This is a genomic window from Bradyrhizobium sp. B025 (genome assembly GCF_042257955.1).
In the GTDB taxonomy this organism is placed as follows: domain Bacteria; phylum Pseudomonadota; class Alphaproteobacteria; order Rhizobiales; family Xanthobacteraceae; genus Bradyrhizobium; species Bradyrhizobium diazoefficiens.
In genome coordinates, this window is sequence record NZ_CP170150.1 from 1,904,444 (window position 1) to 1,925,659 (window position 21,216).

Genomic DNA, 21,216 nt, shown 5'->3' on the forward strand with positions numbered 1-21,216 from the left:
CGTGCCGATGTTGCGCAAGGCGCCGCGGCTTTGTATCCAGAGCCGAGAGCCGCGGAGATCAACCATATGACCGACACGCACGTCAAAACCCCTATCAGCTCCGGTACCGAGCCGAGCGGCGATCTCTGCATTCGCACGCTGGCGATGCCGGCCGACACCAACGCCAATGGCGACATTTTCGGCGGCTGGTTGCTCAGCCAGATGGACGTCGGCGGCGGCGTGTTCGCCTCGAAGATCGCGAAGTCGCGCACCGTGACGGTTGCGATCGAGGCGATGAATTTTCGCAAAGCGGTGTATGTCGGCGATCTCGTCTCTGTCTACGCCAATCTCGTGCGGGTCGGGCGCACCTCACTCACCGTGCATCTCGAAGCCTGGGCGCTTCGCCGCAGGGAGGCGCACCCGTTCCTCGTCACCGACGGCAACTTCACCTATGTCTCGATCGACGATCACGGCCGTCCGCAGTCGATAACCCCCACCGATACGCCGATCGCGACGTAGCCGCCGCGGCGCATCACCGCGCGACGTTGCGTCCGCGGTCGTCGCGTCTTCGCCAAGAACAAGTCATAAAACGGATGAGGTCCCGGCGTACTCAATTGCGTGTCGATTCGGGGTGGAAACGGCCTCAAATGCCCAGGAACCTTTGGGCAGAAGTGTCGTTATTTGCCCGCACTTGAGGAATCCACGGGCCATGCCGGACAGCTACATCATCGAAGTTAATTCACAGACCGCAGGTATCGTCGTTCGCTCTCAAGGAGGCTATTGCTTCTTCGCCTCATCCGACCGCTTCTACCGCCTCGAAGGCCAGCTCTTCCGCAACGCCCGCGAAGCCGAGCGCGCTGCGCGCAAGCTGGTTAACGGCGATGTGAAAGAAGCGGCGTAGCCCCTGTCATTCCGGGGCGCGCGTAGCGCGAACCCGGAATCTTTTGCCGCGCACTTCGCCTTACCCCCTCCCGCAAGGGGAGAGGGTAAGAAGCGACATCACAATTTCGTCGCCGCGCGTGACAGCAGCTTCCAGTCGTCGCCCTGCTTCTGCCAGTTCATCAGGATGTGAAGGTTGGTCGGCACTTTTTTCCCATCGGCCGCCATCTCCTGTTCCGCGACCCAGTGGAAGCGCACGATCGCGGCCGGGCCGACGACCTTGATGGTCGGGTCCTTGTATTCGATCGACAGGAATTTCGATTTGCCGTCGGTGGCGTTGGTGATGAAGGTCGCCTTGTCCTCCACCTTGCCGCTGGAATGGCTGTAGCTCAGATCGTCCCAGCACAGCGCGCCGAGCGCCTTCGGATCGGCCGCGATCTGGGCGAGGCGGAAGGCCTCGACCTTCTTCGCCACGGCTTCTTCGTCCGCCGCCGCGGCCAGCGCCGGTGTCGTAAGGGCGAGCGCAGAGATGGCGAGAGCTGGAACGGCAAGGGTCGAGAGAGCCAGATCGCGTCGGTTGATCGTCATCGTTTCCTCCTTTTTGCTCTTGATGAGAGTGTTACAGCCGCGCGCGGCTTTGTCGAGTGGTCACGTCGTCGTCATGCGCATGCGTCATTGCGTGATCGCAGCCATATTGATACGTGTCGCGCATCGATGCGTCGTGCATTTGGGAAAGTACGGAAATGATCGAGGCCAAGGACAATGCGACGGGCAGGGCATTGCTGTTCGACATCGACGGTACGCTTGCCAATACCGACCCGCTGCACTTGAAGGCTTTCAACGAGGTGCTCGGCCCTCGCGGCCATGTCTTCGATCACGCGCGGTTCTCGAGGGAGCTGCAAGGGTTCGCCAATGTATCGATCGGTGAGCGCTTTCTGCCCGACGAGGCGCCGGAACGGCGCGCCTCGATCCTCGATGAGAAGGAGGAAGTCTTCCGCGCGCTCGTCGCCGGGCAGATCGAGCCGCTGCCGGGTCTGATGGCGCTGCTCGACCGGGCGGACGCGGCCGGCGTTCCCATGGTTGCCGTGACCAACGCGCCGCGTCTCAACGCCGAACTGCTGCTCTCCGGCCTCGGCATCACGGACCGTTTCAAGGCGCTCGTGATCGGCGACGAGCTGCCGCACGGCAAGCCGCATCCGCTGCCCTATCAGGAAGGCTTGCGCTTCGTCGGCGCGAGGCCGGAAACCTCGGTCGCATTCGAGGACTCCCGCACCGGCGTGCAATCGGCCACCGCGGCCGGCATTCCGACCATCGGCATCCGGACCAGCCTCAGCCATGCCGACCTGGTTGCCGCCGGCGCGGTCGCCTCCGCCGGCGCCTTCGACGATCCGGCCCTGCTCGCGCCTCTGGCTGCCGCGATGGCGTGGTGAGAGGCCTCATCCGTTAACCGTGATCGGCGGGCGCATTGACCGATGGCGCGAACCGCCGCACCATGCACCTTCCTGATTTGAGGCCATTGCCGTGACCGGATTGACCCATCGCCAAGCCGAAATCCTCAACATCGCGCGCGCCTCCGGCCGGGTTATGGTCGAGGAGCTCGCGCGCCGGTTCGAGGTCTCGGCGCAGACCATCCGCAAGGATCTCAACGATCTCTGCGAACGGCGTTCGCTGACCCGCATCCATGGCGGCGCCATCATCGCCTCGGGCGTGGAAAACCTCGCCTATGAGGCGCGCCGCTTCGTTGCCGCCGAGGAGAAGAAGGCGATCGGGGCTGCGGCCGCATCGCTCATCCCGAACGGATGCTCGCTCTTCATCAACATCGGCACCACGACGGAGGAGGTCGCGAGCGCGCTGACCTCGCATGAGGATCTCCTCGTCATCACCAACAACCTCAACGTCGCGATGCTGCTCTACCGCCATCCCCGCATCGAGGTGGTGGTTGCCGGCGGCACGGTGCGGCGCGCCGACGGTGCGGTGGTCGGCTCGACCGCGACGCAGCTGATCGGCCAGTTCAAGGTCGACTATGCCATCATCGGCGCCTCCGCGATCGACGAGGAGGGCGCGCTGCTGGATTTCGACTATCGCGAGGTGCAGGTCGCGCAGGCCATCATCGCCAATGCCCGCAGTGTCATGCTGGTCGCCGATTCCACAAAACTCCGCCGCAGCGCGCCGGTGCGCATCGCCCACATGACCCAGATCCAGACCTTCGTCACCGACCAGGAGCTTCCCGAACGCCTCGCCACCATCTGCCACAGCAAGGGCATCGAAGTGGTGGAGGCGATGCCGAAGGGGGCGGATATTGATGATGTGCAGGCCGATGCTCAGGAAGCTGCACCCGAAGCGGCGCCGGTGGTGCGGTTAAGATAGGACTATCGGTCGTCCCACGGATTGAGCAGGGGGACGCCGAATGCAGCAAAATCCTTCACATTGCGCGTGGCGAGCGTGAGATCGTTTGCAAGCGCGGTCGCGGCAAAGAAGCCATCCATGACGGACAGAGCAACGCCGCTGCGGCGGCTCTGAGCCATCAGGTCGCCCCAGCGCTCGACCACCGCCTGGTCGATCGGCAGGACACGTTCGCCAAACCGCGTCGGCAGATCATCGGCAAGCCAAGCGGCCAGTGCCGAGCGCCGGCGGCCATCCTCCAGCAATGCGATGCCGCGGCGAAGCTCGGCGATCGATGCGACGCTGATGAACGCACGATCTTCATCGATCGTGTCAAGCCAAGCCAAGACATTCGGCGAGGGGGCTGGCCGCTGAACTTCCGACAGTATGTTGGTGTCGAGCAGCAGGTTCACGGCATCTCGTCGCGCGGCGCATCGTGCGTGCGATCAAGTGCGAGGTCGGCGCCGCGCAGCGGAGAGGCCAGCAGGAATTCGGCCAGCGTGCCTTTGCGTGCGGTCTTGCGGGCCCATTCCTCGGCGGAAACGACCACGGCGTTCGGCTTGCCGTGACGGGTGATGATCTGGGGGCCGGTCTGGGCACGGTCGATCACCTCGGACAGTCGTGCCTTGGCGTTGGCAAGCGTCCACGTGTCATCAGTCGGAAGCGTGTCGGGTGCAGTGTTGTGGTCGGCCATGTGAGCAAGAACCAATATGACTATTATGACTATAATCTATCGTGGCTGACCTTCAAGTGCGCTATTGCTTCTCGAATTGCCGTCTAAGCTGCTCATTTCCTCGTCCGATTGCCCACTAAAAAGTTCCGCTTTCACTTCCCTTCGCCTCTCTTTCATCTTGCTTTCGTTTTTCGGTGTGATCTAATCAAAAACGAAAGTAGTCGCTCGAAGGAACGAGCGAGTCGCCGGGGGATGCGTCTGTTGGAGCGTATTTTCGACCTCGCCATTATTGGAGGCGGTGTTAACGGCTGCGGCATCGCGCGCGACGCGGTGGGCCGCGGCAACACGGTTTTCCTGTGCGAAATGAACGATCTGGCGAGCGGGACGTCGTCCTGGTCGACCAAGCTGGTGCATGGCGGCCTGCGCTATCTCGAATATTACGAGTTTCGCCTGGTCCGCGAGGCGCTGATCGAACGCGAGATCCTCTGGGGCATCGCGCCCCACATCATCCGCCCCTTGCGTTTCGTTTTGCCGCATCACGCAGGGCTGCGCCCGGCCTGGCTGCTGCGGCTCGGCCTCTTCCTCTATGACCACATCGGCGGCCGCCATCTGCTGCCGGCGACCCGTTCGGTCGATCTCAGGCGCGACGAGGTCGGCCGCCCGCTGATCCCGAATCGCTACAGCCGCGCCTTCGAATATTCCGACTGCTTCGTCGATGACGCCCGCCTCGTCGTGCTCAACGCGCGCGATGCCGCCGACAAGGGCGCCGAGATCCGCACCCGCACCCGTGCCACCGAGATCCGCCAGGCCGACGGCGTCTGGACGGTCAGCATGGTCAACACGCTGACCGGTGCGCGCTCGCAGGTCCAGGCCCGCGCGCTGGTCAATGCCGGCGGCCCCTGGGTCGAGGACGTGCTCGGCCGCGGCGCCGGCGTCAACGCGAAAGCCAAGGTGCGCCTGGTGCAGGGCTCGCATATCGTGGTCAAGAAGCTCTACGACCACGACCGTGCCTACATGTTCCAGAATGCCGACGGCCGCATCATCTTCGTGATCCCGTACCAGGACGATTTCACGCTGATCGGCACCACCGACCGCGACTATGACGGCGATCCCGCCAAGGTGAAGGCGACGCCGGAGGAAATCCAGTATCTCTGCGCCGCCGCGAGCGAATATCTGGCCAAGCCGGTGACTTCAGAGGACGTGGTCTGGACCTATTCCGGCGTGCGGCCGCTCTATGACGATGGCGCCAGCGAAGCCAAGGCCGCAACGCGCGACTACGTGTTCGAGCTCGACACGCCCGGCGGCTCGCCGCTGCTCTCGATCTATGGCGGCAAGATCACGACCTACCGCCGCCTCGCCGAAGAGGCGCTGGAGCGGCTTTCGCCCTATCTTCGCAGCGCGAAAGCGCGCGAGGGCTGGACCGGCAAATGGCCGCTGCCCGGCGGCGACATGGATGTGTCCGACATCGACGGGCTGATCGCCGAGCTCCAGCGCGGCTATCCCTTCCTCGGCCATGCGCATGCGCGCCGCCTCGCGCGCGCCTATGGCACCCGTGCCATCAAGCTGCTTGGCGATGCGAAATCGGCCGCCGACCTCGGCCAGGCCTTCGGCGCGACGCTCACCGAGCGCGAGGTCCGCTACCTCATGGCCAACGAATGGGCCGTTACCGCCGAGGACATCGTCTGGCGCCGTTCCAAGCTCGGCCTGCGACTATCTGCCGACGAGATCGAGGCGCTTGACGACTGGATCAGGACCCACGCCGTGCCGCAAAGTCCCCTGCTGGAAGCGGGAGGACGCTCATGACCGTCACGCTCGATCACGTGACCCGGACCGTCGATGGTGTCGCGCACATCCGCGACGTCTCGCTGACGCTCGAGAGCGGCACGCTCAACGTCCTGCTCGGGCCGACGCTGTCGGGCAAGACCTCGATCATGCGGTTGCTCGCCGGCCTCGACAAGCCGACCACGGGCAAGGTGCTGGTCAACGGCAAGGACGTCACCGGCGTCGATGTGCGCCAGCGATCGGTTGCCATGGTCTATCAGCAATTCATCAATTACCCCTCGTTCACGGTCTATGAGAACATCGCTTCGCCCTTGCGCGTGCAGGGCAAGCCGCGCGAGGAGATCGAGGCGCGCGTGGCGGAAGCCGCAAAGCTGCTCAGGCTCGAGCCGTTCCTGAAGCGCACGCCGCTCCAGCTCTCCGGCGGCCAGCAGCAGCGCACTGCGATGGCGCGTGCGCTGGTCAAGGGCGCCGATCTCGTGCTGCTCGACGAGCCGCTCGCCAATCTCGATTACAAGCTGCGCGAGGAACTGCGCGCCGAGCTGCCGCGCATCTTCGAGGCCTCGGGCGCGATCTTCGTCTATGCCACCACCGAGCCGACCGAGGCGCTGCTGCTCGGCGGCAATACGGTGTGCATGTGGGAGGGCCAGGCGCTTCAGATCGGCGAGACGCCCAGCGTCTATCGCCGTCCGCAGACGCTGCGGGTTGCCCAGGTATTCTCCGACCCGCCGCTCAACCTCGTCGGCATCGAGAAGAAGAACGGTTCGGTGCAATATGCGGGAGGTATCGCCGCGCCGGCGTCCGGCCTCTATTCCGCTCTCGCCGACGGCGCCTATCGCGTCGGTTTTCGCGCGCATCAGCTTGCGCTCGCCAATGGTGAGACCGACCGCCATGCCTTCCACGCCACTGTCACGGTGACCGAGATCACCGGTTCGGAGAGTTTCGTGCATCTGACCCGCGACGGATCGAACTGGGTGGCGGTGCTGCACGGCGTGCACGAGTTCGAGCCCGGCCAGACCATCGATGCCGTGCTCGATCCCAATGATGTCTTCGTATTCGACGCGGCTGATCGCCTCGTCGCAGCTCCAAGCCAGTGAGGGGGATGCGCCATGGCCCGCATTGACCTCGTCGATCTCGCCCACTCCTACGGCGGCAACGCTGCGCCGCAGGAAAGCTTTGCGCTGAAGCCGGTGACCATGACCTGGCGGCAGGGCGGCGCCTATGCGCTGCTTGGGCCGTCCGGCTGCGGCAAGACCACGCTGCTCAACGTCATCTCCGGCATCATCACGCCGTCGCGGGGGAAAATCCTGTTCGACGGGGTGGACATCACACCGCTGTCAACCCAGAAGCGCAACATCGCCCAGGTGTTCCAGTTTCCGGTGATCTACGACACCATGACGGTGGGGGAGAACCTGGCGTTTCCGCTGAAGAACCGCGGCGTGCCGAAAGCCGAGATCGACAGGCGCGTCGCCGAGATCGGCCGTCTGCTCGACCTCGATCCCTATTTGAACCGCAAGGCGACGCGGCTCACGGCGGACGCCAAGCAGAAGATCTCGCTCGGCCGCGGCCTCGTGCGCAACGACGTCGCCGCGGTGCTGTTCGACGAGCCGCTGACCGTGATCGATCCCGAGCTGAAATGGCAGCTGCGCTCGAAATTGAAGGCGCTGCATCGCGAGCTCGACCTGACGATGATCTACGTCACCCACGACCAGACCGAGGCGCTGACCTTCGCCGACACCGTCGTCGTCATGCATGACGGCCGCGTGGTGCAGAGCGGCACGCCCGCCGAGCTGTTCGACAAGCCGGCGCACACCTTCGTCGGCTATTTCATCGGTTCGCCCGGCATGAACATCCTGCCGGCCGAGGTGAGGGGCCGCGAGGCGCGCATCGGCGGGAATGTCATCGCGCTGGGCCGCAGCTACGACAATCTGCCCGCGGGCGCGAAGATCGAGATCGGCGTGCGTCCGGAGTTCGTCGACGCCGTCGCGCCGGCACCTGGCCTGCTCACCGCAAAGGTCGAACGCATCGACGACCTCGGCCGCATCCGCTTCGCGCGCGTCCGCATCGGCGAGGCCAAGATCGCGGCGCGCGCGCCGGCGGGCTTCACCAGCGCGGACGGCACCGCCGGGCTGAAGTTCGATCCGTCGCATGTCCACGTCTATGCCGACAGCCTTCTGGTGGAGGGAGCCGCCTGATGGACAAGACCATCAACCAAAAAGCCTGGTTCCTGGTGCTGCCGGTGTTCCTGGTCGTCGCCTTCTCGGCGGTGCTGCCGCTGATGACGGTGGTGAACTATTCGATGCAGGACACGTTCGGCAACAACCAGTTCTTCTGGAACGGCGTCGGCTGGTTCAAGGAGCTGCTCGATCCCTCGACCGATCTCGGCGGCCGCTTCCTCGCGTCGCTCGGCCGCAATCTGTTCTTCTCGCTGGTGATCCTCGCCATCGAGGTGCCGCTCGGCATCGTCGTTGCGCTGTCGATGCCGCGCGACGGCTGGACCGTCGCGGCCTGCCTCGTCATCCTCGCGCTGCCGCTGCTGATTCCCTGGAACGTCGTCGGCACCATCTGGCAGATCTTCGGTCGACCCGACATCGGCCTGCTCGGCTATACGCTCAATGCGATGGGCCTCGACTACAACTACGTGTCCAACGCAGTCGACGCCTGGGTCACGGTCATCGTGATGGACGTCTGGCACTGGACCAGCCTGGTCGCGCTGCTCTGCTACGCCGGCCTGAAGTCGATCCCGGACGCCTATTACCAGGCGGCGCAAATCGACGGCGCCTCGCGCTGGGCCGTGTTCAAGGCGATCCAGCTGCCGAAGATGAACCGCGTGCTCTTGATCGCGGTGCTGCTGCGCTTCATGGACAGCTTCATGATCTACACCGAGCCGTTCGTCGTCACCGGCGGCGGACCCGGCAACTCGACCACCTTCGTCTCGATCGAGCTTGTCAAGATCGCGCTCGGCCAGTTCGACCTCGGCAAGGCCGCCGCGCTGTCGCTGGTCTACAATCTGATCATCCTGATCGTCTGCTGGATCTTCTACACCGTCATGACCAATGCAGGCGTCGAGCGTAAGGCACAGGCGGAGAAGGAGCCGGCGGCGGAGCCGAAACCCGCAGGCGCGCTCCAGCCTGCGCCCGCGCTCAAGCCGAAGGAAGGAGTGGCCTGATGCATTCGATTCCCGGCCGCCGCCTCATCATGGGGCTGTTCCTGGTCTTCCTGCTGCTGCCGATCTACTGGCTCGTCAACATGAGCTTCAAGACCAACAGCGAGATCGTCTCGACGATGACGCTGTGGCCGCACGCCCCGACGCTCCAGCACTACAGGCGCATCTTCACCGATGAGAGCTGGTACTCCGGCTACATCAATTCGCTGGAATACGTCGTCCTCAACACCATCATCTCGATCTCGGTGGCGCTGCCGGCGGCCTACGCCTTCTCCCGCTACCGTTTCCTCGGCGACAAGCACCTGTTCTTCTGGCTGCTGTCGAACCGGATGGCGCCGGCGGCGGTCTATGCGCTGCCGTTCTTCAACCTCTATTCGGCGATCGGGCTGTTCGATACGCCCTGGGCCGTTGCGCTCGCGCACTGCATCTTCAACGTTCCGCTGGCGGTGTGGATCCTGGAAGGTTTCGTCTCCGGCGTGCCGCGCGAGATCGACGAGACCGCGTTCCTCGACGGCTATTCCTTCCCGCGCTTCTTCATCAAGATCCTGGTGCCGCTGATCGCCAGCGGCATCGGTGTCGCCGCCTTCTTCTGCTTCATGTTCTCCTGGGTCGAGCTCTTGCTCGCGCGCACGCTGACCTCGGTGCAGACCAAGCCGATCGCGGCGATCATGACGCGCACGGTGTCGGCCGCGGGCATGGACTGGGGCCTGCTGGCCGCGGCCGGTGTGCTCACCATCATTCCGGGCGCGCTGGTGATCTGGTTCGTCCGCAATTACATCGCGCGCGGCTTCGCGCTCGGCCGGGTGTAGGGAGGCATCGATGGAATCTATTGCATGGATGGCCTGGACGCTGCCGACCGCGATCTTCTTCGCGGCGCTCGCCTGCACCCTCGCGGTCATGACGTACCTCGCCGCGGTCTATCCCGAGGCCGAGCGCGTCGGCGTGCTCAGTATTCCGACCACGCGCGGCGACCGCCTGTTCATCTCGCTGATTGCGGCCGCCGTCATCCATCTCGTGTGGATCGGCCTCGTCGGCACCGACGCGCTCGCGACGCTGCCGATCGGCGAGGATGGTTTTGAGATTTCGAGCCTGTGGCTCGCAAGTGGAATTTCGCTGGCCACGGCCGTGCTCATTTTCCGCACGGTCTGAAGCTCGCGAAGGGACGGCCAGATCCGGGGGCAACCCGGGCCTGTATAAAATTTTGTCGCTGCAACGGAGGAACAACATGCGACAGTTTAGGAGAAGGAAAGGTCCATTGACCAAGAGCAGTTTTCTGACCATGTCCAGCACTGCTGCGCTTCTGGCGGTGTCGTTCACCGTCTCGACGCCGGTTCGTGCTGCCGACGACGCCGCGATCCAGAAGTGGATTGCGGAATTCCAGCCCTCGACGCTGTCGAAGGACGACCAGAAGAAGGAGCTGGAGTGGTTCGCCAAGGCCGCCGAGCCCTTCAAGGGCATGGAGATCAACGTCGTCTCGGAAACCATCGCGACCCACGAATACGAGTCGCAGACGCTCGCCAAGGCGTTCTCCGAGCTGACGGGTATCAAGCTCAAGCACGACATCATCCAGGAAGGTGACGTCGTCGAGAAGCTGCAGACCCAGATGCAGTCCGGCAAGAACGTCTATGACGGCTGGATCAACGATTCCGACCTGATCGGCACGCACTTCCGCTACGGCCAGACCATCGCGCTGTCGGACTACATGACCGGTGAGGGCAAGGACGTCACCGACCCCATGCTCGACGTCAACGACTTCATCGGCAAGTCGTTCGGCACGGCGCCGGACGGCAAGCTCTACCAGCTGCCCGACCAGCAGTTCGCCAACCTCTACTGGTTCCGCTACGACTGGTTCACCAACCCCGACTACAAGGCCAAGTTCAAGGCCAAGTACGGCTACGAGCTCGGCGTGCCCGTGAACTGGTCCGCCTATGAGGACATCGCCGAGTTCTTCACCAACGACATCAAGGAGATCAACGGCGTCAAGGTCTACGGCCATATGGACTATGGCAAGAAGGACCCGTCGCTCGGCTGGCGTTTCACCGACGCCTGGCTGTCGATGGCCGGTAACGGCGACAAGGGCATTCCGAACGGCCTGCCGGTGGACGAGTGGGGCATCCGCATGGAAGGTTGCCGTCCGGTCGGCTCCTCGGTCGAGCGTGGTGGCGACACCAACGGTCCGGCCGCGGTCTACTCGATCACGAAGTACCTCGAGTGGATGAAGAAGTACGCGCCGCCGCAGGCCCAGGGCATGACCTTCTCCGAATCGGGTCCGGTGCCGGCGCAGGGCAACATCGCCCAGCAGATGTTCTGGTACACCGCCTTCACCGCCGACATGGTGAAGCCGGGCATCGCCGTGATGAACGCGGACGGTACGCCGAAGTGGCGCATGGCTCCGTCGCCGCACGGTTCGTACTGGAAGGAAGGCATGAAGCTCGGCTATCAGGACGCGGGCTCGCTCACGCTTCTGAAGTCGACCCCGGCGGATCGCCGCAAGGCGGCCTGGCTGTATCTCCAGTTCATCGTCTCCAAGACGGTGTCGCTGAAGAAGAGCCATGTCGGTCTCACCTTCATCCGTGAATCCGACATCTGGGACAAGTCGTTCACCGAGCGTGCGCCGAAGCTCGGCGGCCTGATCGAGTTCTACCGCTCGCCGGCGCGCGTGCAGTGGACCCCGACCGGCAACAACGTGCCCGACTATCCGAAGCTGGCACAGCTGTGGTGGCAGAACATCGGCGATGCGTCGTCCGGTGCGAAGACGCCGCAAGCCGCAATGGACGCGCTGGCCGCTGCCCAGGACTCCGTGATGGAGCGCCTGGAGAAGTCCGGCGTGCAGGGCGCCTGCGGTCCGAAGCTGCACAAGAAGGAGTCGGCCGAATACTGGTTCGCCAAGGCCCAGAAGGACGGCACCATCGCTCCGCAGCGCAAGCTCGCCAACGAGAAGCCGAAGGGCGAGACGGTCGACTACGACACGCTGATCAAGTCGTGGCCGGCCACCCCGCCCAAGCGCGCCTCGCTGCAGTAAGCTACGCCTCATCACGACGACCAAAGGCCGGGAGCAATCCCGGCCTTTTTCTTTGCGCGCGCACCGACGCGCTGGACGAAAGAGCCTGCCTACGTGTCAGGATTGGCGCCGTCGGACCGGCGATCACACCAGGAAATCGTGATGGTGATTGACCGGCGCCACCTTCTCCACGAAGTCGATGATCTGCGCGAAGGTCTGGTGCGCATTCTGCGACAGCGTGACGTCGTGCCCGGCATTCTTGACCACGAGTTGTTCGAAGTCGGACGAGTTGGGATAGAAGGCGCGTTCTGCCGCAAAGGTTGAGGGATCGGTCTGAAACAGCAGGTCGTGATCGCCGACGACTTCGAGCACCGGCGCTGTGATTCCCACCGAGCGCGCCGGATCGAGCGCAAATGCGAAGTTCAGTTCGGCGGCCGTGCCCGTGCCGATATGCGAGGCATCCCAGGCAAGGATCTTGGGCGAGGTGTTGTTGCTGTCAAACAGGAAGCTTCGATCGCCGAAGGTCAGGTACCCGTCGGGCTGGCCGGCGGCCGGGTGAATGGCGTTGGCGAACTCGCCGGCGCCGGCCGGGTTGACCTCGTGCCGAAAGCCCGTGAGCACGAGCGCGTCGGCATCGTGGTATGTGCCGGCCTCGGTTTGCGCGATGCCTGAACCCAGGGAGTGACCGACCAGGACGATCTTGGAGAACCCGTAGCTGCTCAGGGCGCCACTCTTGATGGACTGAATGATCTGATGCAGCTCGTCGGCCTGATCCTGGATCGTTGTCAGATCGGCGGGCGGTTTGTCGCTCGTTCCCGTCCCCAGCCGATCGAGATTCAAGGTCGCGTACCCGGCGTCATTGGCCGCATCGACGAACGAATATTTTCCGTTGCCGACCGGGGGATCCCAATAGGTGTGGTCATACGAGAAGCCGGGCAGCAGGATCATCAGCGGCCGGCCCTCGGTCGACCCGGGCGAATCCAGCACTGCGTGCATGTTGAAATCGCCGGACGTCGCCGTCGGAGCGACCGACAGAACCAGGTCCTTGTGAATGGCATGGTGGTCTTCGTGGCCACGGAAATCGAACCGGTGACTTTCGCCTCCCCATCCGGCGCCATCGTCGTCCCATCGTACGTCATCGTCGTTCAAATGGCCGGACCGGCCGAAAGCAAACTGCCTAGAACTCGTCATGAGATTTTCCCTTCGACCCGGCTGCTACAGACTTCGCCGTTCACATCTCCGGCGCTTCGCTCTTGAAGAGCGCGCGTCTCATCGGGGGCCTGCGCAGCAGAGGCGTACGCTCTGCATGCGACCCCACGTGCAAGGCGCACCCGTCAGGCACGCGGATGTTCGCGAAATTGCCTGTGCTTGACGGGTTGAACCCTATGTTCCAAGGTATCGGTCGCCTATCCCTGTTTTCTGGGATGCCCGGCTTCACGATGATGGCATGGGGTGGTGATGGCGATTTCACTTTCTGCGCGCGAAGTGACGCTGCTGAAACGCGTCGGCGAAGGGCTTCTGCAGCCCCTGCGACCCGATTGGCTTTTGGCCATGCCGGATCTCGCTGCGGATTTAAAGCGCCTGCTGGCGATGGATTTCATTGGAACGACGCGGTGGAATCAGCGAACCGGCCGCTACGAGAATCCGGCATGCTCCGGACGCGGAGTGGAGATGGCGCGCGCCTATGTCGAGGAGTTTCAGCGTTGCGATCCGATTTCGCCACGGCTGCGCTCCCGTCGCGGGCCGACCCCGATCTATTCGGTCATCAACCGAACCGAGCTCGAGCGCACGCGATATTTCAATGAATTCCTGCGCGTCCACCAGACGACGGATGGTATCGATCTCCACCTCTACGACGGTGACACAAGTGTCGGCGACTTTCGCTTCTGGCGTGCTCCCGGCCGGGCCCCCGTCGGATCTCGCGAAGTGGCGCTGCTGACCTTGCTGCAGCCGATCCTCCTGCGCGCGACCAAGGACGTGCACAGCACCAGCACGGCAGCAGGCCACCGCCTGCCGCAACTAACGGATCGGGAGAACCAGATCGTCGGTCTGGTCGCCGACGGCCTGACGGACGGCATCATCGCCCGGAAGCTGGGGATCAGCTACTGGACCGTCCGCTCACACCTCGATCATGTTTTCGAGAAGCTACAGACGCCCAATCGGGCGACTCTCATCGCGCGTATCCACCGCGAGGGTCGGTGACGCCGTTTCCGCGGCCCGCGGCGGACGCGACGCCGATCCAGCTCGATCTCCACCGAGCCGGTCTGGATCGTGTCGTCGCTTCGCGCACAATGATGGCGTGGAAGGCGCGCAGCCTCTACTGCGCCGCTTCCGCCGCTTCGAGCGTCGGGTAATCCGTGTACCCCTTCGCGCTGCCGCCGTAGAACGTGTTCTTGTCCCAGTCGTTCAGCGCTGCGCCCTGCTTCAGCCGCTCCACAAGGTCGGGGTTGGAGATGAACGGCTTGCCGAAGGCGATGAGATCGGCCGCGTTCGCGTCCAGCACCTTGGTCGCCAGATCGAAGTCGTAGCCGTTGTTGGCGACGTAGGCGCCGGAGAAGCGCTTGCGCAAGGACGCATAGTCGAACGGTGCGAAGTCGCGCGGCCCGCCGGTGGCGCCCTCGACGACGTGGAGATAGACCAGCTTCAGCGCGCTGAGGCCGTCGACGATGTGATCGAACAAGGCTTGCGGATTGCTGTCGGAGACGTCGTTGGCGGGCGTCACCGGCGAGATGCGGATGCCGGTGCGCTCAGTGCCGGCCTCGGCGGCAACCGCCCTGGAGACCTCGAGCATCAGCCGCGCGCGGTTCTCGATGGAGCCGCCGTAAGCGTCGGTGCGCTTGTTGGCGCCGTCCTTGGCGAACTGGTCGAGCAGGTAGCCGTTGGCGCCGTGAATCTCGACGCCGTCGAAGCCGGCCTCCAGCGCATTCTTCGTGGCGCGCTTGAAGTCGTCGATGATCCCCGGAATTTCGGAGAGCTCGAGCGCGCGCGGCTCGGAGACGTCGGCAAAGGTGCCGTTGACGAAGGTCTTGCCCTTGGCGCGGATCGCGCTCGGCGCAACCGGCGCTGCGCCATTCGCCTGCAGCGCGACATGCGAGATGCGGCCGACATGCCAGAGCTGGATGAAGATCTTGCCGCCGCGCTCATGGACCTTGTCGGTGACCTTGCGCCAGCCGGCGACCTGATCCTTGGAGTAGATGCCGGGGGTGTCCTGGTAGCCCTGGCCCTGCTGCGAAACCTGGCTCGCTTCGGTGATCAGGAGGCCCGCGGACGCACGCTGGCCGTAATAGTCGGCGGCGAGCGCACCGGGGACGAACGTGCCGGGAACGGCGCGGTTGCGCGTCAGCGGCGCCATGACGAGGCGGTTGGCCAGCGTGATCGGGCCGAGCTTGTAGGTCTCAAACAATTTGGTCGAACGGCTCATGGGAGTGCTTCCAGGCGGTGAGAGGTCCGGAACACTTGTGCATCGCGGCAATCAGCGCAAGGGAGGAGCCATACGGAAAGTGCAGGCGAGCTACGCGGCAACGCCCGCGTAGCATAATCCATGTGCAATCTTGGCCGCGACAGCGGATTTCGGCTATCGCGGCCGTGCGATTTCGCAAATCAGCTCGCGCCGAGGAAATCGCGCTTGCCGATCTCGACGCCGTTGTGGCGCAGGATGCCGTGCGCGGTCGTGGCGTGGAAATAGAAGTTCGGCAGCGAGAACGCGCTGAGGAATTGCTGGCCCTTCATGGTGATGGATTTGTCGGGGCCGGCCGGGAAGGTGACGTCCTTGGTGTCGGCGCCCTCGAACTGCGCGGGCTTGAACGACTTGACGTAGTCGATCGTCTTGGCCAGCCGCTGCTTCAGCTCCTCAAACGTCTTTTCCGTGTCGGGCGTCGAGGGCACCTCGCTATGGGTCAGCCGCGCGCAGCCCTTGGCGGCGAAGTCGCTGACGAGCTGGATCTGCTTCGACAGCGGCAGCATGTCCGGAAACAGGCGGGAGCCGAGCAGGACGCTCGGGTCGACCTTCTTGGCCGCGCAATGCGCCTCGGCTTTCGTGAGCAGGCCGGTGAGGCTGTTCAGCATCTGCAAATAGGCGGGGACGACGGCGTCGTAGAAGGACATGTGATGCTCGCTTCAATGGTGAGGAATCTCAGGAGAAAACCTGATCCACTCACATGGGAACGTCATGGAAAAATACAATCGCAGGAGCCGCTTTTGCGGTGCGAAAATTCTAGTGCCCGCGGCCCATCCTTCGAGACGCCCGCCTATGGCGGGCTCTCAGGATGAGGTCACGTTCTGCGGCGAAAGATTAGACCCTCATGGTGAGGAGCCCGCCAAAGCGGGCGTCTCGAACCATGCAGGCCGAGCTCTTCCGGCGAACTCTCGCTGCCATATGCGATGATTTTGCTCTCAAGGGCATGAGGGCGCGCAGGGGCTACCGCACCACCCCCACTGGCTGCGCCTGCGCCGTGCTGCCGCGCATGCGCGCGAGCAGCTCCGCGGTCGGCCAGGAATCGGCCGGCAGGCCGTATTTGATCTGCATCGCCTTCACGGCGGCGCGGCTCTGCTGGCCGAGCACGCCGTCGACCTTGCCGACATTGAAGCCGGCCTGGACCAGTAGCTGCTGCAATTGCTTGAGCTCATTGAATGGCAGCTGCGCGACCGGCGCCGCCGGCTTGCGCATCGGCGCGGCGCCCGCGATGCGGGTGGCGAGATAGCCCGCGGTGGTCGAGTAGATCAGCGAGTTATTCCACTCGGTATAGGCGGCGAAATTCGCATACGCCATGAAAGCCGGCCCGGAGCGCCCCATCGGCAGCAGCACGGACGCCGCGAGATTGTCGTTCGGCAGCGGCCGTCCGTCGGGATAGGTCACGCCTAGCTGCGCCCATTTCGAGCGCGGCTGCTGCACGGTGAGATCGGTCTGCTCCCACGGCAGGTTCTGCGGCACCTTGATCTCCTCCAGCCATGGCTCGCCGCGCCGCCACTTCAAGCCGTTGGCGATGTAGTTCGCGGTCGAGCCGATCACGTCGGGCTCGCTGCGCAGGAGATCGCGCCGTCCGTCGCCGTCATAGTCGACGGCGTAGTTGACGTAATGCACGGGCAGGAACTGCGTCTGTCCGAGCTCGCCGGCCCAGGAGCCGATCATCTCGTCGGCTGTGAGATCGCCGCGGTCGATGATCTTCAGCGCGGCGATGGTCTCGTTCACGAACATCTCCGAGCGGCGGCAGTCATAGGCGAGCGACACCAGCGATTTCAGCGTCGGCAGGTTGCCCATGTTGGCGCCGAAGTCGCTCTCCAGGCCCCAGAACGCGGCGATGACCGCCGGCGGCACGCCATATTCCTTTTCGGCGCGCGCGAAGGCAGCTGCGTGGGCCTTGATGTGCTGCTGGCCGTTCTGCATGCGATAGGGCGCGGCCATGCGGCCGGCGAACTCGGTGAAGAGCTGGCCGAACACGCGCTGGCCGCGGTCGCGGTTGACGATGCCCTGGTCGTAGACGAGGTAGGGCGAAGCCTCCGAGATCGTCCGCTGCGATACGCCGGCGGCCACCGCCTGCTGTTTCACGTCGGCCAGGAAGCGATCGAAGCTCGCCCCATTGTGGCACGAGGCCGCGCGCGGCGAGGGCGCGGTGGCCTTGGGCGCCGCAGGCCTTGCGGGCGGCGGCGCGAACTGGGCGGAGGCAGTGGCGGAGCATGCGAGGAGCGCGACGGTTGCGATCGCAAATCGGGTCTGGACCATTGGGGTTCCGGCGGGGAGGGAAGGCGTGGATTCGCTTGAAGTCTAGGTGAAGTGACGGCCTCAGGCCATCCTTTCCATGCCATGCCAATAAGCGGAATGCGAGGGAGCGGATGCCGCGCCAGCCTAGCCGAACAGACGCATCAGCAGCGCTTTTCCGACCGGAAGCGCCCTGACGCCCTGATAGGCGCGGACATACTCGCCGGCATAGAACGCCCGGATCGCATGCACGCGCGTATCCATGCCTTCCTCGAACCGCACCGCGAATCCGTCCGTGGTTCGTCGCACAACGACGGCCGCGATCGAGCGGCCATAGATGCGGCAGTCGATCGTGCTGCCGGGTGCCGGCGGATCGGGATCGATCAGCCGGGCGCCGGTAATGGAAATATCGGCGAGCCGCGCCAGATGCCACTTGCCGTCCTGACGCAACAGGATCGGCTCATTGCGATCGAAGCGCTCCGCCTTGCGCTTGCGTGGCTGCTCGATGCAGACGAAGCAGACCACGGTGAGGATGAGCGCGTTGTAGAGGCTCCAGGCCAGGGCCAGTCCGCCATAGGCGATGTTCTCGCCGCGCAGGTGCAGGATGAAGGCATAGGCAATGGCCGCCAGCGTGATGAGAAGCGCGCAGCCATAGATCCGCAGCAGCGGCCATTCGACAAATCTCCTGTCGCGGTCGCCGCCCTTCGCCGTGACCTTGAATTTGTGTCCCTTCGGCTTCAACAGGCCGGCTGCCACCGCCTTCAGCACCGCGGGCGCGGCGATGAGTTGCGAGACGTCCGACATCATGGCGAGCGAACGGCCGTGCGACAGCCAGGCCATGCTGAGTCCGTGCCAGACGTAGAACGGCAGGAAGAAGCGCAACAGCTCGGTGAGATCGGCCTGCACCGCCTTGATGCCGAACAGCAGGAACAGCCAGGGCACCATCAGTCCCGCGACCTTCGACGTGTAGACCGCAGACCAGCTCATGAAGGCATCGACCAGCGAGAGCCGGTCGATAAAGGACAGCTTCGAGTCCTGCGAGAACGGTCCGCTGCGGCCGCGCACGATTTGCATCAGGCCGAGGCACCAGCGCGCACGCTGGGTGATGTATTCCTTCAGCCCCTCGGGCGCGAGTCCGATCGTCAATCGTTCGTTGAGATAGATGGTGTTGAAGCCGCGCTCCTTCAGGCGAAGGGTGACGAGGTAGTCTTCCGTGACGGAGTCGGTTGGAAAGCCGCCGATCTGCACCAGCCCGGCGTAGCGAATGAGCGATGAGGTGCCGCAACAGAAGGCGACGCCCCAGGCGTCCTTCGCCGGCAGAAGGATGTCGAAGAAGAAGCGCTGCTCGTCGGGCCATACATCGGTTGCAGCGAGGTTGGTCTGGATCGGGTCGGGATTGATGAAGTGCTGCGGCGTCTGCACCACGGCGACCGAAGCGTCGTCCATGAGGGAGATAGTGCGCGCGAGGAAGTCGGGCCGCGGCACGAAGTCCGCGTCGAGAATGGCCACGAAATCCGGTCGTTCCGGCAGGGCGCCGACGTGCTTGAGTGCATGGTTGATGTTGCCTGCCTTGGCGTGGTGGTTGTCGGGCCGCGCGAGATAATGGCAGCCGAGTTCGCTCGCGAGGCGCCGCAGCCAGGGGCGCCTTCCGTCGTCGAGCACCCAGACGCGATAATTGCCGTACTCCATACCGGTCGCGCCGATGATCGTGCGCTCGAGGATGGATCGTTCCTCGTTGTAAGTGCAGATCAAGACGTCGATCAGCGGCGCGTGTGGATCGATGGCTCGGCCGTCTATCCTGGCCGCACCTGTGCGGTCGATGGTCCGGCTCAGAAACAGCAGGGACAATGCGACCGCGACGAGCGAGGCCGCCTCCAGCAGCATGAAGGGATAACCGATCATGGCGTCCGCCGTCAGATGCGGTGGCGGGAGTGTCGCGGTGACCCGCCAATAGAGATAGCGGAGCAGGAACACCAGCGACACGACCGCCAGGAGCGAGCGCGCCATCGTGCTGTCGCGCCGGAGCAGCGGCACGACCGCCATGAAGGCGCCGAGCGTGATCAGGCCTGGCGTCAACGCCGTCATCACGGTGCGGTCTCGCGCCGGGCAAACACAACGCGGCCGGTGCGCCCCACGGTGCAGGCGTGGGCAGCGGCATCGCCAGGCGCCACGGTCACGCGATAGGGCTCCTTGCTGAGCGCATCCGGATTGATGGCGAGATTGGCGGGTGCGCCGGCGGCGCCGGTCAGATTGACCACGGTGCCGGAGATCGGCTCGCCGCCGTCATTCGGCTCGAAGCTGGCGCGGTCGCCGAGCTGCAGGCGATTGTAGACGCTCTCGGTGACATTGGCCGTGATGACGGCGCCGCTGCAATCGAGGATCTTGAGCAGGGGTTGGCCGGCCTGCACGTCCTCGCCCGGCGAGGTCATCATCTCCCAGACGCGGCCCGCAACGGGTGTCGTGATGTTGGCTTCGGACAGATCGGCGAAGTGGACCTCCTCGATGATGATCTCGTTGGCGAGCCAGGCGATCTCGGTGTCGGTGCGCGCGAGATCGGCCTCGAGATCGCCGGCGCGCTGACGCATCTCCTCCTCGCGCTGCACCGAGCTCGGGCGGTCGTTGTAGCTGTCGCCGAGGAACGTGCCGTTCTGTGCCGCCGTGAGCTCGACCTTTGCAGCATCCAGCCGCTTGCGCGCACCGAGCTCGGTTTGCTGTGCCACGGAAAGCTCGCGCGTCAGCCGCGCCAGCTCGACCGTCGAGACATTGCCGGACTTCGCGAGTGAGGATGCGCGCTCGACGGCGGCGCTGGCTTCGTCCCGCCGCGCTGCCGCGGCCTCGATCGAGGTCTGGATCTCGGCGATGCGGGCCTCGAGCTGAAGCATGCGTCCCTCGCGGAATTGAGCGGCCTGCCGCGCCAGATCCTTTTGGGCTGCCTGGGCCGCGGCAAGCTTGGTGGCGAGACTGGGCCGCTCGTTCTCCAGGCGCGATTTCTGCCGCCGGAGATCGTCGAGCCGGGTGCGATCCCCGCGCGAGTTCACGATGCGCAGGAGCACGGTTCCGGCACCAAGCCTGGCCTGATCGGTGATGGGCTGGGCGGCGACCACGCGGCCGCCGATCGGCGTGCGCAGGGTGACGAGACGAGAATTCAGCACCGCCTCGACGCTCGAGTTCTCCCAGATCGCACGCAGCGGCAGCCAGCCGAACACGGCGACGATGGCAAGTCCAATGGCGATCTTGGCGCCGCGTCGCAGATGCGGCCAGCGCGGCCCTGGTTCCGGCGCCGTCTGCGCCTCGGATGCGTGGCCGGTTTCGTCATCGGCGAACAGCTGCTCGTGCAGCGCGTCCTGTAATCCCTTCGCGTCGGTCTTGGTCTCACTCTTGGTCTCGTGAGGGGAAGGAGTGGACGCGGGGTCGATGGAAGCGGCGCGTGAGCGGTCTACCATGACGGTCACCTTGTTGACGGGGAGCCCACGGAACCGGTCAATGCGCAACAACCGTGCGGTGTGCCCCGCTACCGCAGATTTAGCCGAGGCTGGGCTTTCCAGGTTGCTAAGCGTTCGCGCGTGTTTTTGTGCAAGCTTTAGCGACTGGGGAAAGGCTGGCCGCGCGGCTTTGGATCTGCGGCTCCGCGCCGCGTGAACCCTTGCGTTGCCCGGCGGCAT

At 64.6% G+C, this 21,216-nt stretch carries 21 protein-coding genes; 12 read left to right on the forward strand and 9 right to left on the reverse strand.

Translation table 11 applies throughout. The features are described from left to right. Positions 1–66 precede the first annotated feature (66 nt). A complete protein-coding gene (locus ACE10W_RS08805) occupies positions 67–498 on the forward strand; it encodes an acyl-CoA thioesterase (RefSeq protein ID WP_028175063.1) in 432 nt (143 codons plus the stop codon). Between the two features lie 190 nt (positions 499–688). Next, positions 689–880 carry a hypothetical protein gene (locus ACE10W_RS08810; RefSeq protein WP_028175062.1) on the forward strand — a complete coding sequence of 64 codons (192 nt, stop codon included), beginning with the start codon at positions 689–691 and terminating at the stop codon, positions 878–880. Positions 881–978: 98 nt separating this feature from the next. Here ACE10W_RS08810 and ACE10W_RS08815 read toward each other — a convergent pair whose 3' ends face one another. Next, positions 979–1,446, reverse strand: a complete 468-nt coding sequence (locus tag ACE10W_RS08815) for a nuclear transport factor 2 family protein (protein ID WP_011085218.1) — start codon at positions 1,444–1,446, stop codon at positions 979–981. 155 nt (positions 1,447–1,601) lie between these two features. Between ACE10W_RS08815 and ACE10W_RS08820 the strand changes: the two genes are divergently transcribed. Further along, complete coding sequence (locus ACE10W_RS08820) at positions 1,602–2,288, forward strand: HAD family phosphatase (protein ID WP_038967389.1); 687 nt, start codon at positions 1,602–1,604, stop codon at positions 2,286–2,288. Positions 2,289–2,379: 91 nt separating this feature from the next. Then, positions 2,380–3,225, forward strand: coding sequence for a DeoR/GlpR family DNA-binding transcription regulator (locus ACE10W_RS08825; RefSeq protein ID WP_060910813.1), 846 nt, complete (start codon positions 2,380–2,382; stop codon positions 3,223–3,225). A gap of 2 nt (positions 3,226–3,227) precedes the next feature. Here the strand turns inward: ACE10W_RS08825 and ACE10W_RS08830 are convergent, their stop codons facing one another. Both ACE10W_RS08830 and ACE10W_RS08835 read right to left on the reverse strand, forming a co-directional pair. Continuing rightward, positions 3,228–3,653, reverse strand: a complete 426-nt coding sequence (locus tag ACE10W_RS08830) for a type II toxin-antitoxin system VapC family toxin (RefSeq protein WP_028175059.1) — start codon at positions 3,651–3,653, stop codon at positions 3,228–3,230. Beyond that, entirely contained in the window at positions 3,650–3,934 is a 285-nt protein-coding gene (locus ACE10W_RS08835) for a type II toxin-antitoxin system Phd/YefM family antitoxin (protein ID WP_161536120.1), read from the reverse strand. The genes ACE10W_RS08830 and ACE10W_RS08835 overlap by 4 nt, the downstream gene beginning before the upstream one ends. A 231-nt stretch (positions 3,935–4,165) precedes the next feature. Between ACE10W_RS08835 and glpD the strand changes: the two genes are divergently transcribed. From glpD to ACE10W_RS08870, 7 genes are all read left to right on the forward strand, one after another. Beyond that, positions 4,166–5,716 carry a glycerol-3-phosphate dehydrogenase gene (gene glpD, locus ACE10W_RS08840; RefSeq protein ID WP_161536119.1) on the forward strand — a complete coding sequence of 517 codons (1,551 nt, stop codon included), beginning with the start codon at positions 4,166–4,168 and terminating at the stop codon, positions 5,714–5,716. Further along, positions 5,713–6,789, forward strand: a complete 1,077-nt coding sequence (locus ACE10W_RS08845; protein ID WP_304551120.1) for an ABC transporter ATP-binding protein — start codon at positions 5,713–5,715, stop codon at positions 6,787–6,789. The genes glpD and ACE10W_RS08845 overlap by 4 nt, the downstream gene beginning before the upstream one ends. Positions 6,790–6,801: 12 nt before the next feature. Then, the gene (locus ACE10W_RS08850) at positions 6,802–7,887 is read left to right on the forward strand and encodes an ABC transporter ATP-binding protein (protein ID WP_011085225.1); all 1,086 of its coding nucleotides are present in this window, start codon (positions 6,802–6,804) and stop codon (positions 7,885–7,887) included. After that, positions 7,887–8,861, forward strand: a complete 975-nt coding sequence (locus ACE10W_RS08855; RefSeq protein WP_304551121.1) for a carbohydrate ABC transporter permease — start codon at positions 7,887–7,889, stop codon at positions 8,859–8,861. Before ACE10W_RS08850 ends, ACE10W_RS08855 begins: the two co-directional genes overlap by 1 nt. After that, entirely contained in the window at positions 8,861–9,667 is an 807-nt protein-coding gene (locus ACE10W_RS08860) for a carbohydrate ABC transporter permease (RefSeq protein ID WP_011085227.1), read from the forward strand. The genes ACE10W_RS08855 and ACE10W_RS08860 overlap by 1 nt, the downstream gene beginning before the upstream one ends. Before the next feature lie 10 nt (positions 9,668–9,677). Continuing rightward, positions 9,678–10,007 (forward strand): DUF2160 domain-containing protein, encoded by a 330-nt coding sequence (locus ACE10W_RS08865; RefSeq protein ID WP_028175055.1) that lies wholly within the window; start codon positions 9,678–9,680, stop codon positions 10,005–10,007. Positions 10,008–10,137: 130 nt separating this feature from the next. Beyond that, a complete protein-coding gene (locus ACE10W_RS08870; RefSeq protein WP_038967390.1) occupies positions 10,138–11,880 on the forward strand; it encodes an ABC transporter substrate-binding protein in 1,743 nt (580 codons plus the stop codon). A 123-nt stretch (positions 11,881–12,003) separates the two neighbouring features. On the opposite strand, the gene ACE10W_RS08875 is transcribed toward ACE10W_RS08870, so the two are convergent. Further along, entirely contained in the window at positions 12,004–13,050 is a 1,047-nt protein-coding gene (locus tag ACE10W_RS08875) for an alpha/beta hydrolase (protein ID WP_304551122.1), read from the reverse strand. Positions 13,051–13,317: 267 nt separating this feature from the next. Between ACE10W_RS08875 and ACE10W_RS08880 the strand changes: the two genes are divergently transcribed. Further along, entirely contained in the window at positions 13,318–14,061 is a 744-nt protein-coding gene (locus ACE10W_RS08880; protein WP_304551123.1) for a helix-turn-helix transcriptional regulator, read from the forward strand. 115 nt (positions 14,062–14,176) lie between these two features. Here the strand turns inward: ACE10W_RS08880 and ACE10W_RS08885 are convergent, their stop codons facing one another. The 5 genes from ACE10W_RS08885 to ACE10W_RS08905 form a co-directional block, all read right to left on the reverse strand. Continuing rightward, positions 14,177–15,280: an alkene reductase gene (locus tag ACE10W_RS08885; protein ID WP_060910824.1), complete on the reverse strand. Its 1,104-nt coding sequence runs from the start codon at positions 15,278–15,280 to the stop codon at positions 14,177–14,179. Between the two features lie 179 nt (positions 15,281–15,459). Beyond that, positions 15,460–15,963 (reverse strand): DUF1993 family protein, encoded by a 504-nt coding sequence (locus ACE10W_RS08890; protein ID WP_011085233.1) that lies wholly within the window; start codon positions 15,961–15,963, stop codon positions 15,460–15,462. Positions 15,964–16,276: 313 nt separating this feature from the next. Next, complete coding sequence (locus ACE10W_RS08895; protein ID WP_304551124.1) at positions 16,277–17,578, reverse strand: lytic murein transglycosylase; 1,302 nt, start codon at positions 17,576–17,578, stop codon at positions 16,277–16,279. A 123-nt stretch (positions 17,579–17,701) separates the two neighbouring features. Next, the gene (locus tag ACE10W_RS08900) at positions 17,702–19,639 is read right to left on the reverse strand and encodes a glycosyltransferase (protein ID WP_304553711.1); all 1,938 of its coding nucleotides are present in this window, start codon (positions 19,637–19,639) and stop codon (positions 17,702–17,704) included. After that, on the reverse strand, positions 19,639–20,997 hold the full coding sequence (locus tag ACE10W_RS08905; RefSeq protein ID WP_304551126.1) for an HlyD family secretion protein: 1,359 nt from the start codon (positions 20,995–20,997) through the stop codon (positions 19,639–19,641). Before ACE10W_RS08905 ends, ACE10W_RS08900 begins: the two co-directional genes overlap by 1 nt. Positions 20,998–21,216 lie beyond the last annotated feature (219 nt).